Source organism: Streptomyces sp. NPDC001373, assembly GCF_042895815.1.
Taxonomy (GTDB): domain Bacteria; phylum Actinomycetota; class Actinomycetes; order Streptomycetales; family Streptomycetaceae; genus Streptomyces.
The window spans coordinates 73,356-88,015 of the sequence record NZ_JBIAWQ010000023.1 but is presented as its reverse complement, the minus strand read 5'-3'; the positions used below and the strand labels follow the sequence as shown (position 1 = coordinate 88,015).

At 70.0% G+C, this 14,660-nt stretch carries 8 protein-coding genes, 1 tRNA gene and 1 other RNA gene; 6 read left to right on the top strand and 4 right to left on the bottom strand.

Going from position 1 to position 14,660, the window contains the following annotated elements; all coding sequences use genetic code 11:
• Positions 1–311 precede the first annotated feature (311 nt).
• Positions 312–1,832, bottom strand: a complete 1,521-nt coding sequence (locus ACFY15_RS32655) for a DnaB-like helicase N-terminal domain-containing protein (protein ID WP_390826589.1) — start codon at positions 1,830–1,832, stop codon at positions 312–314.
• A gap of 280 nt (positions 1,833–2,112) precedes the next feature.
• Here ACFY15_RS32655 and ACFY15_RS32650 point away from each other — a divergent pair, with 280 nt between their 5' ends.
• The 3 genes from ACFY15_RS32650 (at position 2,113) to ACFY15_RS32640 (ending at position 4,867) form a co-directional block, all read left to right on the top strand.
• On the top strand, positions 2,113–2,607 hold the full coding sequence (locus ACFY15_RS32650) for a helix-turn-helix transcriptional regulator (protein ID WP_390826588.1): 495 nt from the start codon (positions 2,113–2,115) through the stop codon (positions 2,605–2,607).
• A 203-nt stretch (positions 2,608–2,810) separates the two neighbouring features.
• Entirely contained in the window at positions 2,811–3,110 is a 300-nt protein-coding gene (locus ACFY15_RS32645; protein WP_390826587.1) for a helix-turn-helix domain-containing protein, read from the top strand.
• The gene (locus ACFY15_RS32640; RefSeq protein ID WP_390826586.1) at positions 3,107–4,867 is read left to right on the top strand and encodes a tyrosine-type recombinase/integrase; all 1,761 of its coding nucleotides are present in this window, start codon (positions 3,107–3,109) and stop codon (positions 4,865–4,867) included. The genes ACFY15_RS32645 and ACFY15_RS32640 overlap by 4 nt, the downstream gene beginning before the upstream one ends.
• Positions 4,868–5,027: 160 nt before the next feature.
• On the opposite strand, the gene ACFY15_RS32635 is transcribed toward ACFY15_RS32640, so the two are convergent.
• Together ACFY15_RS32635 and ACFY15_RS32630 are read right to left on the bottom strand one after the other, a co-directional pair.
• Complete coding sequence (locus ACFY15_RS32635) at positions 5,028–6,686, bottom strand: hypothetical protein (RefSeq protein WP_390826585.1); 1,659 nt, start codon at positions 6,684–6,686, stop codon at positions 5,028–5,030.
• Positions 6,683–10,300, bottom strand: a complete 3,618-nt coding sequence (locus tag ACFY15_RS32630; RefSeq protein WP_390826584.1) for an AAA domain-containing protein — start codon at positions 10,298–10,300, stop codon at positions 6,683–6,685. The genes ACFY15_RS32635 and ACFY15_RS32630 overlap by 4 nt, the downstream gene beginning before the upstream one ends.
• A 1,057-nt stretch (positions 10,301–11,357) precedes the next feature.
• Here ACFY15_RS32630 and ACFY15_RS32625 point away from each other — a divergent pair.
• Positions 11,358–11,891: a hypothetical protein gene (locus ACFY15_RS32625; RefSeq protein ID WP_390826583.1), complete on the top strand. Its 534-nt coding sequence runs from the start codon at positions 11,358–11,360 to the stop codon at positions 11,889–11,891.
• A 91-nt stretch (positions 11,892–11,982) separates the two neighbouring features.
• On the opposite strand, the gene ACFY15_RS32620 is transcribed toward ACFY15_RS32625, so the two are convergent.
• Positions 11,983–12,067, bottom strand: a tRNA-Ser gene (locus tag ACFY15_RS32620).
• A gap of 121 nt (positions 12,068–12,188) precedes the next feature.
• On the opposite strand from ACFY15_RS32620, the gene ffs reads away from it, so the two are divergent.
• Together ffs and ACFY15_RS32610 are read left to right on the top strand one after the other, a co-directional pair.
• Positions 12,189–12,283: signal recognition particle sRNA small type (ffs, locus tag ACFY15_RS32615), an RNA gene on the top strand.
• Between the two features lie 57 nt (positions 12,284–12,340).
• Entirely contained in the window at positions 12,341–14,614 is a 2,274-nt protein-coding gene (locus ACFY15_RS32610) for a DNA polymerase III subunit gamma and tau (RefSeq protein ID WP_390826582.1), read from the top strand.
• The last annotated feature ends 46 nt before the right edge of the window (positions 14,615–14,660 follow it).

The following is a 14,660-nucleotide window of genomic DNA, read 5'->3' as shown; positions in this document are numbered from 1 at the left end:
CGGCGGTTGCCGTGTGTGGCTGCCGGGGTGCTCGGGGCAGGGGAGTGCAAGGCGGGGGGCTCCAGGGTGGGGAAGCGGGTCTTGTGTTGGGGTCGTTCACGGCGTTCACGCGGGGGGCGTTCACGCGAGCCCCCTTCTAAAGGGGGGCTCGCGCGTGTACGCCTGGGTGCGTGTACGGCGTGTACGCCTCCGTGATCGTGTGACCTGCGGTTTTGTGGTGAGCGTGCACGCCTGGGGCGGGTTGTGGGCCTGTGCGTCCGGGAGGGGTGCGTGTACGCCCGCGTGAACGCTCAGCAGGGCCGGCGCGGGGGTTAGCCGACGGCGGTGAGGTGGCGGGCAGAGGGGTAGTAGCGGGCCTGCTGGCCGCCTCCGGTCCCTCCGGCGATGCCGTCGGCCTTCGTTGCCAGGCCACTGTCGACGAGCCGACTGAGGTGGCGTCGTGCCTTTTCGATGTCGGCGCGGTCGGGGTCGCCGCCGCCGATGAGGATGGTTGCCAGGTCGCGTGCGGACAGCCCGCCCGGGGCGTTGCGCAGCAGGACGGCGGGGTCCTTGGTGGGGTCGACGATGGTGGTGCCGCGCACGTGGTCGTGGGTGACGTCCAAGGGGCCGATCTCGCCGGTGGGGGTCTTGAGGTGGTGCAGGGTGACGGCGGGGTCGCCGGCCTTTCCGGTGACGAACAGGACACTGCCCGCGCCGGAGACGTACCAGGTGGAGCCGTAGACCTGGTCCAGGCTGGGGCGCTGGCCGCGCGGCGCGTCGGCACTGGCCTTGCGCTGGTGGTGCAGCTCCATGATTTCCACGCCGCCGCGCAGGGCCCGGTTTCGGGCGTTGTGGAAGGCGACCGCGAGGCTGTCGTCGACCATCGTGCTGACCGCGTCCTTGAGGCTGTCGATCACGATGGTGTCGGCCTGGTGGGCGGCGGCGAGGTCGGCGAGGAGGTCGGGCTCCTTGTCGAGGGTGGCGGGCAGCGGGCCCTCCCAGACCACGAGCCGCTCCCGAAGGATCTTCTCGTCGGTCTGGAAGACGCGGCGGGCCATGGCCTTGGCGATCTGCTTGGGACGGTCCATCGCCAGGTACAGCACCCGTCGGCTGGGAGCGACGGGCATCTCCAGGACGGTCTCCTGCAAGCCGAGGCGGGCGAAGACCACCTGATGGGCCAGCGTGGTCTTGCCGACACCCGGAGCGCCGACGATCATCAGGCTCTCGCCGGAGGCCCAGGCGGTCTTCTCGCGCGTGCCCCACAAGGGCTCCGTGTCGGCGCCGGTCTCTTTGACGAACGACCATCCGTCTTTGGCGAAGCGGGACAGCCGTCCCTGCCCCGAGGCGAGTGCGCGCTCGCGTTCGGCGCGTACTTCCGCTTCGACCTCCGCGCGTATCGCCTCGGGATCCGCGCCGGGCTCCTGGGCCCGCTGGAGGGTGCGTACGGCGGAGGTCACCAGGCGGCGCAGGTTGGCCTTCCGGCGGATGATCTCCGCGTGATGCTCGGCGCTGCCGGTGCCGTAGGGCGCGTCGGCGAGCTGGAACACGTAGGCGGCACCGCCGACCCGCTGTAGGTCGCCTTGCTGCTGGAGCAGTTCGGTGAGGACGATCGGGTCGGTGGGATTGTCCTCGCGGCGCTGGGCGAGGAGCGCGCGCCAGATCGTCTCGTGGGCGGGCCGGTAGAAGGCGTCGTCGCCCAGGATGGGCCGGACCGCGTCGATGACGTCGGCTTTGTGCATGCAGGCGCCGAGGACCGCGCGTTCGGCGTCGACGTTGAAGGGCGGCTCCAGCGGCGAGGGGTCCTCGTCGAAGTGGGATGGCGTCTGGGGAGGCAGGGTCGTACCCTGGGGCATAGAGCTCCTCACCCGGCTGGCCATATGGGGCGGCAACCCCGGCGGGCCGGTTCGATCGTTCAGGGATGGGCGGTTTCGAGGGTTCATGCTTTGCCCCCGGTGCTTCGCAGCACCGGGGGCTTTTTCATGTTCGTCTGCGTTCCCCGGCGTTCGGGGGTGGACGGACAGCATACCCAGGAGTTTCGATAATGCAATGACTTGCATTCGGCTCCGCAACGGTGTTCACTCTTGACCGTGGTCGCAGTGGCTCCTGGGGTCACCCTGAAGGGAGGAGGTGGGTATGAGCAGCAAAGACGGCACGGCGCGCGCAGCGGGCCCGGACCGGCCTGTGCCTGAGGACTACGTCGCCGATCGCATCAAGCAGGAACGTGAGGCGCGAGGCTGGAGTACGGTCGCCCTGGCCGAGAAGATGTCCGAGGCCGGTCACCCGGTTAACCAGGCCGCGATCTGGCGCATCGAGAGCGGCAAGCCGCGACGCCGGGTCAATCTCGACGAGGCGCTCGGCTTCTGCCAGGTATTCGGCCTCACCATGGACGAGCTGACCGCGCCGCCCATGAAGCATGCCGACGCGGTGGTCCGCGGTCTTGTCCGCGAGCGCATTGCCAAGCGGGCTGCGCTCACGCGTGTGCAGCGTGACGCGCGGATCCTGGAACGCGAGCTCGACCACATCGAGTTCGAGCTGAAGCACTTCGCCAGCTACGGCGATGAGCAGAAGGCCGAACTCGAACAGCTGATGCACCGCGAAGAAGACGCGTGGAGGCGCCAGCACCCCTGAATGAGCGGGGCCACGAGGCCGAGCGCGCGGGTAGGCCCGTGACGTCCGGCTTTCGGCGGGACACGCCTCGGGGCTGCAGTGGCCGAGAAACGTGCCCCCATGCCCTACCGCATCAGCACTGCCCATCCCTGAACATCACCACCGGCCTGGTCCGCGAGGGTTGCCGCCCCTGTGACCGCGTGCGCCGGAGGAGGAGCACACCCTTGCCCCAGCACTCCCTGCCCCTTGCACAGATCGCTCAGCTCCTCGACGTCCCCGAGGACTCGCTCCGCGCGCTCATAGCCGCACGCGGCAGCGACCAGGGCGACACCACCCTCGTCGGCCTCACCGTCGCCGAAGCCGCACGTCGCCTCGGCATTGGCCGGACCAAGCTGTACGAATACGTCTCGTCAGGGGCAATCGACTCCGTCAAGATCGGCAGCTTGCGCCGCATCCCAGCAGAGGCGGTGAACGACTTCCTGGCCTGTCGTCTGTCGGCGACCGACTTCGGGGCCGCCGCGTGACGCGAGCCTCCGCACCGAAGTCCCGCCAGCCCAACGGCGCCTCGTCGATCTTCCAGGGCAAGGACGGCCGATGGCACGGCTACGTCACCGTCGGGACCAAGGACAACGGCAATCCCGACCGGCGCCACGTCAGCCGCAAGACCCGCACCGAGGTCACCAAGCTCGTACGCGAGCTGGAACGGCAGCGTGACAAGGGAGCCGTCCGCAAGGTCGGTCAGAGCTGGACGCTGGAGACGTGGCTGATGCACTGGGTGGAGAACATAGCCGCCGCGCACGTCTCGGAGAACACCATCGACGGCTACCGCGTCGCGGTGAACCACCACCTCATACCCGGCCTCGGTGCCCACCGTCTGGCGAAGCTCGAGCCCGAGCACCTGGAGCGCTTCTACAAGAAGATGCAGGAGTCCGGCAGCGCCGCCGGCACCGCCCACCAGGTCCACCGCACCGTCCGCACCGCTCTCAACGAAGCGGTCCGCCGCGCCCACCTCACGGTCAACCCGGCCACGATCGCCAAGGCCCCGCGGCTGGAAGAGGAGGAGGTCGAGCCCTACACGGTCGAGGAGGTCCAGCGCCTGCTCGCCGAGGCCGCCAAGCACCGCAACACCGCCCGCTGGGTCATCGCCTTGGCGCTCGGCCTTCGCCAGGGCGAGGTCCTGGGCATGCAGTGGACTGACGTCGACTTCAAGCTCGGCGTGATCCGCGTTCGCCGTGGCCGGCTGCGGCCCCGGTATAAGCACGGCTGCGGCGACCGCTGCGGGCGTAAGCCCGGCTTCTGCCCGCAGAAGATCAACACCCGCCGGGAGACGAAGAACGCGAAGTCCCGCGCCGGCCAGCGGCCCATCGGCGCCCCCGACGAGCTGCTCCAGCTTCTGCGCCAGCACAAGGAGGAACAGGCCCGCGAGCGTGCCCTTGCCCGAGACCTGTGGACCGAGAAGGGGTACGTCTTCACGTCGCCCACGGGCGAGCCCCTGAACCCGAACACCGACTACCACAAGTGGAAGGAGCTGCTGAAAGCCGCAGGCGTTCGCGACGCTCGCCTCCACGACGCCCGCCACACCGCGGCGACCGTCCTGCTCATCCTCGGCGTTCCGGACGCGGTCGTCGACGCCATCATGGGCTGGGAACCCGGCAAGTCCGCCCGGATGCGCCGCCGCTACCAACACCTAACCAGCCGCGTCCTGAAGGACACCGCAGACAAGATCGGCGGCCTCCTGTGGGGCACGGGCCAGGCGGCTGCCGCGCCGAAGGCCGGCCAGAGCCCCGTTCCCGCCGAGCTGGTGGTCCACGTTGCCCGCCTCGGCGAGCGGCCCGTGCCCTTCCTCCACCGCGAGCACGCCGACGAGGTCGTCGCACGGTGGAGCGAGGACTGGCCCGACCACCCTGCCGAGGTCGAGGAATGGGATCGCTGGCGCTGGGAACAACATGGCCCCGGCGGTGCGAGCGCCATCCGCGACCGGGTACCCGAGCGGGCGGTGGTCTTCCACGCCCGAGCTCTGTTTCTCCCTGGCGGGGAACGCGCGGCGACCGGGGTCCCGGAGCAGTGGTCGGTGCCGGCCTGGGGCTTCGAGACCGATCGCTACACCGATCGCGCCTCAGCCTGGCGCACGGCCCGACGGCCCGGCACGGGCCAGGAGGTCGAGGCCCAGGTGCGCGGCACGGACAAGACCGCTGTGGAGGCGGCCTTCGCCGAGGCGTGTGCACAGGCCGTGGACCGCGCCCGGAACCCGGGGAAGTACGGCGACACCGACGAGTGGTGATGTTGGACAAGCCAATGCCGTGCCCGTGAGGGTGCCGGATTTCCTTCCGGCACCCTCCGTGGGGGGAGATCAGCTCCCAGGCATGCGACTTCGCGGGCCGCCGCCCCTCGTGAGGAGCCCCAACGCCTCCGTGATGGCACAGCGACGTGGGAGACCGCTCTTACGGCATGGCCAAGGTATCCGGGCGGCGGATCACCGCCGAGATTCCGCGGAAGCCTGCAGCGAACCCACTCTTGTGTCGGCGAGCACCGCCAACCCGCAAGGCACCGTCGTCGGAGCCCTGCGCGACCCGTGCATGCTCGTCGTCCACGATCAGTTCGGCGAGGACGTGATCCTTCAAACGGTCTCCCCGGGCGGCGGAGACGGCGGTGTCGTCCTGGCAGCGGTCCGCCACATGTCGCCAGCGGTCGGCGGAATCCGGATCGCCGCTCCACGTCCACAGACCTGCGGCTGCCCGTGCCACTTGGGCCATGAACTCGGTTCCGCCCATGTGAACGGAGCGTGCCTGCCCCGATCCGGGTGACCCGACCCATGCGTAGCTACCGATGACCGCTTCGAGCGCTCCGTCCCTCCCATCGAAGATCAGGAGGCTCGCACCGCTGCCCGTTCGTTCCCTGGCCGGCTTCAGGAGATCCCTGCCCAGTCGTTCTGCGGCGTGGTAGCCGATCCGGTGTAGCAGCTCGACGATGTTCTGCGCGTTGGTTCCCTCGTCCGTGTCGCCGTACAGGATGTCCACGCGCACCCCGCGCGCCACCGCAGCCTGGATGGCGTCGCCGAGCTTCGACAGGCTCTCCATGTTCACCGTGGGTGAGGCGATCAGGACGTGGTTCGCCGCCGTGGCCAGTGCCTCGGCGATCACGAGTTGGTGGGCCTCCTCGCCGGACACTTCCGAGAACAGGGCCGCTTCGGTCGACTGGTCCGTGGGGCCGTCATCGCTGCTTCCGAAGGGTTCGGTGCCGTAGAGCCATGGGAAGGAGGCGCTTGTCTGGGGTACCGCTGCGGCCCCGAGCGCGGCGGCCGCAGGCTTTCGCCCCGGGATGCTCAGCGGTGTCGGCCGGCGCCCGGGGCCGGTGGCCGGCACCTGGGCCTGTGCCGGAGGCGCCACCTTCACGGCGATCGCCTGTGGCGCCGGTTGGACGTCCGGGACGCTCTCCAACTCCTCCTTCCTGGCCTGTGCCACTGCCAGGATCTCGGCTGACAGAGCCTGGTGCCAGCCCCGCGGGAGCCCCGTGATGAACCGGTCGACGAGGTCGACGCGCACGGGGAGGAATCGGTCGACCGTCACGAGCCGGGGCCGTCCGATGCTGCGCACCCACTCGCCGCTATTTCGGGGCAGTAGCTTCTGGATCTGGGACTCGTCCAGTGCGTTGCGCACGATGCGCAAGGGTGTGGACGGGTTGAGGTCCGGCCGTGCCTCCTGCTTCGAGACGGTCAGCACTTCACCTCGCCTGGCCAGTTGTCCTGCCGTGCGATCGAGGACCACGGTGCAGGGCGCGGCAGGGGCCACGACGACCGATGCCGGGTCCTTGCCGGACAAGCACGCCTGCTGCCCTTCGTCGGTGAGGACGAAAGTGGCCTCCCGGCCGCTGGTGACGGCGACCCACCCCGCACCGACCAGGGTCACCACGGCTTCGACCATCAGCCGTTCGTGGACGCGGAAGGTGTCGCACAGAGAGGTCAGTGTCGCGCCCTGGTTGGGGGCGACACCTGCCTGTGCGGCGATCTCTTCCAGAACCCGCCGCTCCAGACGGCTGTACGGGCGGCCCCGGGCCACGCTGAAGTTGACGCTGAACATGCTCACGGGTACGAGGACGATCACGAGTGCTCCCTGAGGTCAGCCGGGATACGTAGAGCCCTGCCATCCAGGAACCATTCGTCGAGCAGGGTGACGATCTTCTTGAAGGACCACAGGGGTTGGGACTCGTCTTCGAGACGTACTGCCTGCACCTGGTGGAGGAAGAAGTCCCAGGACCCTACGAGGATCAGCAGGCGCTCCGCCCGCGAGAGGAGCACGTTCATCCGGCCCGGGTCGTCGAGGAATCCCAGGCCGTGACCGATCTCCTTCTCGTTGTTGCGGACCAGGCTGATGGCGACGACGTCCGCCTGGTTGCCCTGGAAGGAGTCGACCGTGTGGGCGGGGAACCGGTTGCTGTTGTCCGCTTCGGCCTTGAGACCCAGCTGGACCTGCAGTCCAGCGGGGAGGGGCGTGTCCCGCAACTGCTTGCTGAGCAGGCTCACCTGCCGTGAGTACGGCGCCAGCACCGCGAGCTTGCCCTGACACCCGCCGTCCGGTCCGAGGGTCTGCAGGAAGTTGGCGAGCGCGCGCGCCTCCGAAGGATTGGTGTACTTCGACTGGCCGCTGTTCGGACCTACCTCATGGGTGGTGGCATCGTCGCGGCACCACGGCACGTCGAGCCAGACCACGGCACGGTCACGAAGGCCGCTCGGGGTGTGGAAACCGTGACGCACCCGCTCGACCGGTTCGCCTTGCTTGTCCAGGGTGCGATTCATCAACCGCCCCTGGTAGTACGCCTCGGAGATCAGCCGGCCGATGTCCGGGTGCATGCGGTGTTGGCCGATCAACTGCCCCGCAGACGCTCCCTTCGCCTCTGTGTCCGTGACGAGACGGTCCGCACCCGTGGCCACGGCGCAGTACTCGTACAGACGGTGGAAGGTCTTCAGCCATTCCTTGGAGTACTCGCGGAACTCGTCCCGGTCCGCCTGGCTGCGGCGCTCCCACGAGTCGAGCCATTCCTGGTCGAGCATGCCGGACGCGCGTGGTTTGAGGCGGCCGAGGATGTGCGCCACCGGGTCCAGCTTGTCGATTCCCTTGTGGTAGTCCTCGTATCGGTAGGGGTCCAGCTGCTTGTGGTCACCGATCAGCAGCCAGCGATGACCTGCCTGCAGTGGCAGCGCGAGGTCGAACGCGTGCGCCTTGCCCGCCTCCTCGACGATCGACCAGTCGAACGCCTGACCAGCGGCGAGGGCGACCAGGTCGCCGGCGCTGGTGGTGCAGTACGTGAGGTTCGCGCCGCGTTTGACCAGCTCGACGAAGTCCGACGAACGGGGGCCGAGGTCCCCCTGCTCCTGCATCATGTTGATCTCGCTGACCATGGCCTTCGCGTCGTCCAGCCAGGCGAGCTGCACCTCGCTGGGCGAACTCATGGCTTCGAGCTGGGAGATGCTGCGCTGGAGCACCTGCCTGGCCACGCCCTCGACGCCGTCCTCCGGCAGGGTGGTTCCGGCCTTGTGCGGGCCCCGCAGCCGGATCTGTAGCGGCCTGTCGGCCTCGGGTACGTCCTGGAACGCCTCGCCCACCTTCGACCTGAGCACGTCGACGGCTCCGTGGGCCTGGGCCGTGACCAGCACCTGGACGACGGGATCCTCGGTGATGATCTCGCGCAGCAGCCAGGCGACGAGGGTGGTCTTGCCCGTGCCTGGCGGCCCTTGCAGCGTGTAGATGGGGCGAACCCGCAGGATGTCCTCGATGCTGGCCCGCTTGGGCTCGTCGACCCGTTCGTGATCGAGTTCGACGGGAAGCTCGGAGGCGCCGGTGTCCATGCGGACGTGGCTCGGGGTGGCCAGCGAGCGCAGGAGGTATCCGTGTTGGTCGAGGGCGTCGATGGCCTTCTTGCGACGCCGGAACAGACTGATCTGCCCGGGCATGCCAGCGCTGCGGAGGAACCCCTCCTTCTCCAGCTTCACCCGACCCTTGCTCAGGCCCGGGCGGCTGAGGGTGATGCACTCGGTTGCCTGGTCCATGTCGTCGACCTGCCACACGTTGCCGTCGTCGTCGGACTGGGGGTCCCGGGGCGGGAGCTTGAGGCGGGCGCCGTCGCGGGCTCCCGACAGGATCACCTTGCGGTCGCTGCCCCGTACCTCCTTCTGCAGGAAGTCGATCAGGTCCACGCGGAACGGCTCGAAGATCTCGTGTCCTTCGGGGCGCGCGCGCTCCTTGACCACGGCCCGCTCCACGCCGTCCTCCTGCCACGGGGCGCGGACGACTTCGTACGGGAAGATCTGCGAGTCGAGGAGGAGCAGCTCGATCTGATTGCTCACTCGGACGAACTCGTGGAAGCGGCCGAGCTCGCGCGAGACCTGGGCACTGCGATCGATCTTCGGTAGCGCGAGCTCCCACGACGTGGCGTTCTGCGCGATCGTACGGTCGCGGGCCACCTCGTCTCTGGCATAGGCGAACACGCGGCCGGGTGGGAGTTCGCGGAAGCTGTCGTCGCCCTCGCTGTAGAGCAGCGGCTGGGCGGACCGGCAGTCCGCGACCTGCCAGCTGGACGTGCCGTCCTTCCCCCGGTGCGGCGTGATCCTCAGGCTGAGCCTGCCGCCGACGAGGATGAAGTACGGCCTGTTGGGGACGGCGTACAGAAGGGGCTTCTGCAGGTCCTGACGGACGAACTCGCACGCCTCCTTCCGGTGGATCGGGTCCCCAGGGATGAAGGTCCCCATGGGGTCGAGGCGCAGGTGGTCGCGCAGCCCGCTGTCCATCAGGTGATCGATGAACTCCGGCCGCCGCAGATCGAGGGCCAGGACGTACTGGGCATCTTCCTGCTGGGTGCGCAGGGGGTTCGCCAGGGCCCGCGTAATGTCCTGGATCCGGCCGATGATGTCGTATGGCGCGGTCAGGCGCTCCAGCGGGTCTTCGGCGACGAGGTCCAGCAGCAGCTTACGTTCGGCCTCGGTCAGCTCGGCCTTGGCGGTGTCGATGGTCTTGAGCACCCGTGCGTGACGCTCGGGCGGGGGATTGGTGGTGAAGCGTTCAAGGTCGAGGAGCAGCCGTGCGCAGAGGATGCCGAAGGCGAACCAGTCGTCGTCCTGACGCCAGGCAGTCACGCCCCCCGTGGTGCGCTCGGGTGGAACCGGCCAGCCGACAGGGGGCTGGGTCCCCACCGGACGGCCCAGTTTGACGGACCACTCGAAGCCGCCGAGTCGCAGGGACTCGGCACCGAGGTCCTCGTCGAAGAAGAGAGAGTCGAGGTCCACGCCCCGGTGCAGGACCTGTCGCTCGTGCAGCAGGTTCAGCCCTGTGGCGACGCGCCGTAAGCCGTTCCACAACTGTTCGCGGGCGGCTGTCCCGCGGTTCGAGAGCCACGGGTAGCGTGCCCGGCGTCGCAGCGCGGTGGCGACGCGCTCGTAGCCCGGCGCCTCCAGGACCATGACGAAGCAGTTGTGTCCCCGGTCGAGGCCGGCGTCCTTCAGCACGACCAGGGCGTCGTCTGCCCTGGGACTGCTCGCGATCTTGTATAGGGTGCGCAGTTCGTGGTCCCAGAGGGCGCGCTGCACCCTGTCCGGTTGGTCACCCTCGTACGTCCACGTCTTGAGCAGGTACGTGTAGCCGTCGCTGAAAGCCTCCCAGACCTGGGATTCGCCATCACCTGTGTGCGGACCCGCGGTGATCTCGTACCTGTTCTGCAGAAGCAACGTCCCGATTGTGGGAGCCGTCATCCATCCACCTTCACGACCTGGAGAGCGGGTGAGCAGACACTACGTGCGGCCCTGCCTGGCCGCGCGAATGAAGCGTGATCCTACTCACGCTCGTGGAGTCATTGCGGCTGGTTTCGGACATCCGCACGCACGACTCGGCGGGATTGAGGCAGGTTGTCGCGGAGCCTTTGTCCACCTGGGAGTTCGAAGGTCCTTCCGGCTGCTCGATTCGCCTCCGGGCTGGTCGGTAGTGCAGGGCAAGTGCTGCCAACACCTCTGAGCATGCGCCCTGTTGGAGTACCAGTGGTCCTTCCTATGGTGGAGAGATGGCAAATGGGGTGTGGCACACCGGATATGGCCTAGAGATCAATCTGTCCCTGCCTGACCTCGGTCACCCGGGGCGTCCCGATCTGCTGCGGGAGATCACCGCCAGGGTCTCTGACCGCGACCCGCAGCTGCTCGAATGTCTCGCGCACCACGACGGGCGGGAATGCCTGTCGGAGACCGGCGGGAAGTCGCCGTGGATGTTCATCCGCCGAGGCCGGGTCGGGGGTCGGCGGCCGCTCGTGGCCTCGCACCTGCCGATCACGCATAAGGCGACCCCGGCGGAGAGCGCGCAACACAAGGCGACCAAGGAACGGGTCGTCGAGACCGCCGCGCGGTACGGCCTGGGCGCCGAGGCCGAGGTTCCCATGGCCAACCGGCGGAGCGTCTCGGACGCCGTCGTCGTCGGGCCCGGCGGCATACGGATCGGCTGGGAGATCCAGTACCACCACCTCAGTCCGAGCAGCGTCCACCGGCGCTCGGTCAACGCCAGGGAGCACGGCATCACCCCGCTCTGGGTGGCGAAGGACCGGACGGTCTCCCTGATCGACCGGGCTCCCTGGGCGCGGGTCGACGACATGCCGTGGAAGGACATCGCCGACGGCAAGGAGATGGTGATCCGCGGTGGCTACAGGCACCTCGAAGTCAGAAGTGTGTCCCGAGCAGCGAGCGCCACTGCGTCATCAGCGAGGGCGCCGGTCACTGTGGCGCGATTCACGCGGATTGGTTTGTGCCCGCGCTGTGTCTCCCGCAGCGGAAGCCCGTCCACATCGAGGACCTGGTCCTGCAGAGCGCGACGGGCGACAGCGTCCCGGTCTACGTGCCCAACCGAGGGAGAGGCCGCGCCGGTCGGCACATGTGGGTCTCGGCCGATGGCCGCGCGCTGTGGCAGGAGCTCATCGGTGAGAAGACTCCTCTCCCGACGGCCCCGGCCGAGGACGAGGACGACGTGATCACCTTCGCCGAGCAGGAGATCGACCGCGCCTGCCGAGCCGGAGAGGAGGGCTGGTTCGTCAGCGACGGCCGACCCGTCCGCTATCTCGACCAGCCGACCGGCGGCTTCACGCTTCCCCGCATGCCGGTCCAGCGCTCCCGCGACCCGATGCGGATCACCACCGTGGAACGCGCCGCCGCCTCCGCAGCGCTGGGGTGTCCGCCGTGGGAGCTCGGGCTGTGCGCTGGCTGCGGCCAGCTGATGCGGCGCTACGGGCGGAACGCCGCCATGTACTGCTACGTGTGCCGGGCTGTCCTCGACGGGCGCTAGCCGGGAACTGCAACCAAAACTGCAACCACGGAACGACGAAGGACCCGGCCGCTGAGCGGTCGGGTCCTTCGTTTGCCCTGGCGGGCGAGTGCGGAGGATACGAGATTCGAACTCGTGAGGGGTTGCCCCCAACACGCTTTCCAAGCGTGCGCCCTAGGCCTCTAGGCGAATCCTCCGCCGCAAACAATACAAGACGTTGAGGGGTGCTCGCGAACACGATCCGGATCAGGGGTCGGGTCGGGGGAGGGCGGCCGGGGCGGGCTCGATTCCGGGGGGTTCCATCCGCTACTGTGGGGCCCAGCCCCTCACGTGGCGCTATCTCACCCAACTCCCCCAGGGCCGGAAGGCAGCAAGGGTAAGTGGGCTCTGGCGGGTGCGTGGGGGGCCCTTTGCGTTCCGGGGGCGGCGGCGGGCGGCTGTTGTCGGTGGGCCCGGATAACCTCGTAGACGTGTCGTCCCTTGCGCTGTACCGCCGCTATCGCCCCGAGTCGTTCGCCGAGGTCATCGGGCAGGAGCATGTCACTGTCCCTCTGATGCAGGCCCTGCGGAACAACCGGGTCAACCACGCGTACCTGTTCAGCGGGCCGCGCGGGTGTGGAAAGACGACCAGCGCGCGCATCCTCGCCCGCTGCCTCAACTGTGAGCAGGGTCCCACCCCCGACCCCTGTGGCGAGTGTCAGTCCTGCCGGGACCTGGCGCGCAACGGCCCCGGGTCCATCGACGTGATCGAGATCGACGCCGCCTCGCACGGTGGTGTCGACGACGCCCGCGACCTGCGCGAGAAGGCCTTCTTCGGGCCTGCGTCCAGCCGCTACAAGATCTACATCATCGACGAGGCCCACATGGTCACCTCGGCGGGCTTCAACGCCCTGCTCAAGGTGGTCGAGGAGCCGCCGGAGCACCTCAAGTTCATCTTCGCGACCACCGAGCCCGAGAAGGTCATCGGGACGATCCGGTCGCGTACGCACCACTACCCCTTCCGGCTCGTGCCGCCCGGGACACTGCGCGAGTACCTCGGGGACGTGTGCGGGCGCGAGGGGGCGGCGGTCGAGGACGGGGTGCTCCCGCTCGTCGTGCGCGCCGGTGCCGGTTCCGTGCGTGACTCCATGTCCGTCATGGACCAGCTCCTCGCCGGCGCGGGCGAGGAGGGTGTGACATACGCCATGGCCACCTCCCTGCTCGGGTACACGGAGGGGTCGCTGCTCGACTCCGTCGTGGACGCTTTCGCCGCCGGGGACGGGGCCGCCGCCTTCGAGGTCGTCGACCGGGTGGTCGAGGGCGGGAACGACCCGCGCCGCTTCGTCGCCGACCTGCTGGAGCGGCTGCGCGACCTGGTGATCCTGGCCGCCGTGCCCGACGCCGGGGAGAAGGGGCTCATCGACGCCCCCGCCGACGTGGTGGAGCGGATGCAGGCGCAGGCGTCGGTGTTCGGCGCCGCCGAGCTCAGCCGCGCCGCCGACCTGGTCAACGCCGGCCTGACGGAGATGCGCGGAGCCACCTCGCCGCGCCTCCAGCTGGAGCTGATCTGCGCCCGGGTGCTGCTCCCGGCCGCCTTCGACGACGAGCGGTCCGTCCAGGCCCGGCTCGACCGGCTGGAGCGCAGTGGCCCGCGCGCCGGCGCCGCCTTGGCGGCCCCGGCCGCCGTGCCCGCCATGGGCTACGTGCCCGCGCCCGACGCGCACGGCATGGCCCCGGCCGGCCCGGCGGGCGGGGTCGCCGCCGCGCGCGCCGCCGTCCGCCCGTCCGCGGAAGAGCCCGTACCGGCTCCGGCTCCTGCCCCCGCCCCCGCTTCCGTCCCGGTACCGGCCCCGGCGCCCATACAGGCCCCGGCTCCGGCCGCTCCCGCGCAGGCGGCCGGCGCCTGGCCCGGCGCCGCCCAGCCGGGCGGCGGTGCCCCCGCGCAGGCGCCCGGGGCGTGGCCCGGGGCGGCACAGCCCGGCGCCGGTGCTCCCCCCGCTGCGGCTCCCGCTCCCTCCGCTTCCGCTCCCGGGGCCTGGCCGGGCGCCGGTGCGGGCGCCGCCGCGCCCGCCGCCGGGGCCTGGCCCACCGCGGCCGCGCCCGGCAGCGGTGCCCCCGTACGGACCCCCGCGCCCGCCCCGGCCCCGGCGCAGGCCGGTCCCGCCGCGCCCGCCCCCGCCGCGCCCTCACCCGAGATGGCGGCCGGGGTCGGCCAGGTGCAGGCGATGTGGCCCGGCGTACTGGAGGCCGTGAAGAACCGCCGCCGCTTCACCTGGATCCTGCTCAGCCAGAACGCCCAGGTCACCGGCTTCGACGGGACCACCCTCCAGCTCGGCTTCCCCAACCCCGGCGCCCGCGACAACTTCGCGAGCAGCGGCAGCGAGGACGTCCTCAAGGCGGTGCTGGCCGAACAGTTCCAGGTCCACTGGAAGATCGACGCCGTCGTCGGCGGCGGGGGCCCCGCGTCGTCGGCGCCCTCCTACGGAGCCCCGGCGGCCCCGGCCTACAGCCCGCCCCCGGCGCCCGCGTACAGCCCGCCGCCGGCGCAGGCCCCCGCGCCCCAGCAGCAGTCGCCGCAGCCGCCGCCCCCGCAGGCGGCCCCCGCGCCGCAGCCCCCTGCGCAGCAGGCGCCCCCGCCGGTGGCCCCCGAGGACGACGTACCCGAGGCGGACGACCCCGACCTCGTCGACAGCGCCCTGACCGGACACGACCTGATCGTGCGCGAGCTCGGAGCGACCGTTGTGGAGGAATACACGAACGAGTAGACGCCCGGTATATGGGTGGCCGCACGAAACCGGCCACGCCGTCCGG

What these genes read in the sequence shown, in the direction of transcription:
- ACFY15_RS32655 (WP_390826589.1), bottom strand. Translation starts at nt 1,832, where the DNA reads ATGCCCCAGGGTACGACCCTGCCTCCCCAGACGCCATCCCACTTCGAC.
- ACFY15_RS32650 (WP_390826588.1), top strand. Translation starts at nt 2,113, where the DNA reads ATGAGCAGCAAAGACGGCACGGCGCGCGCAGCGGGCCCGGACCGGCCT.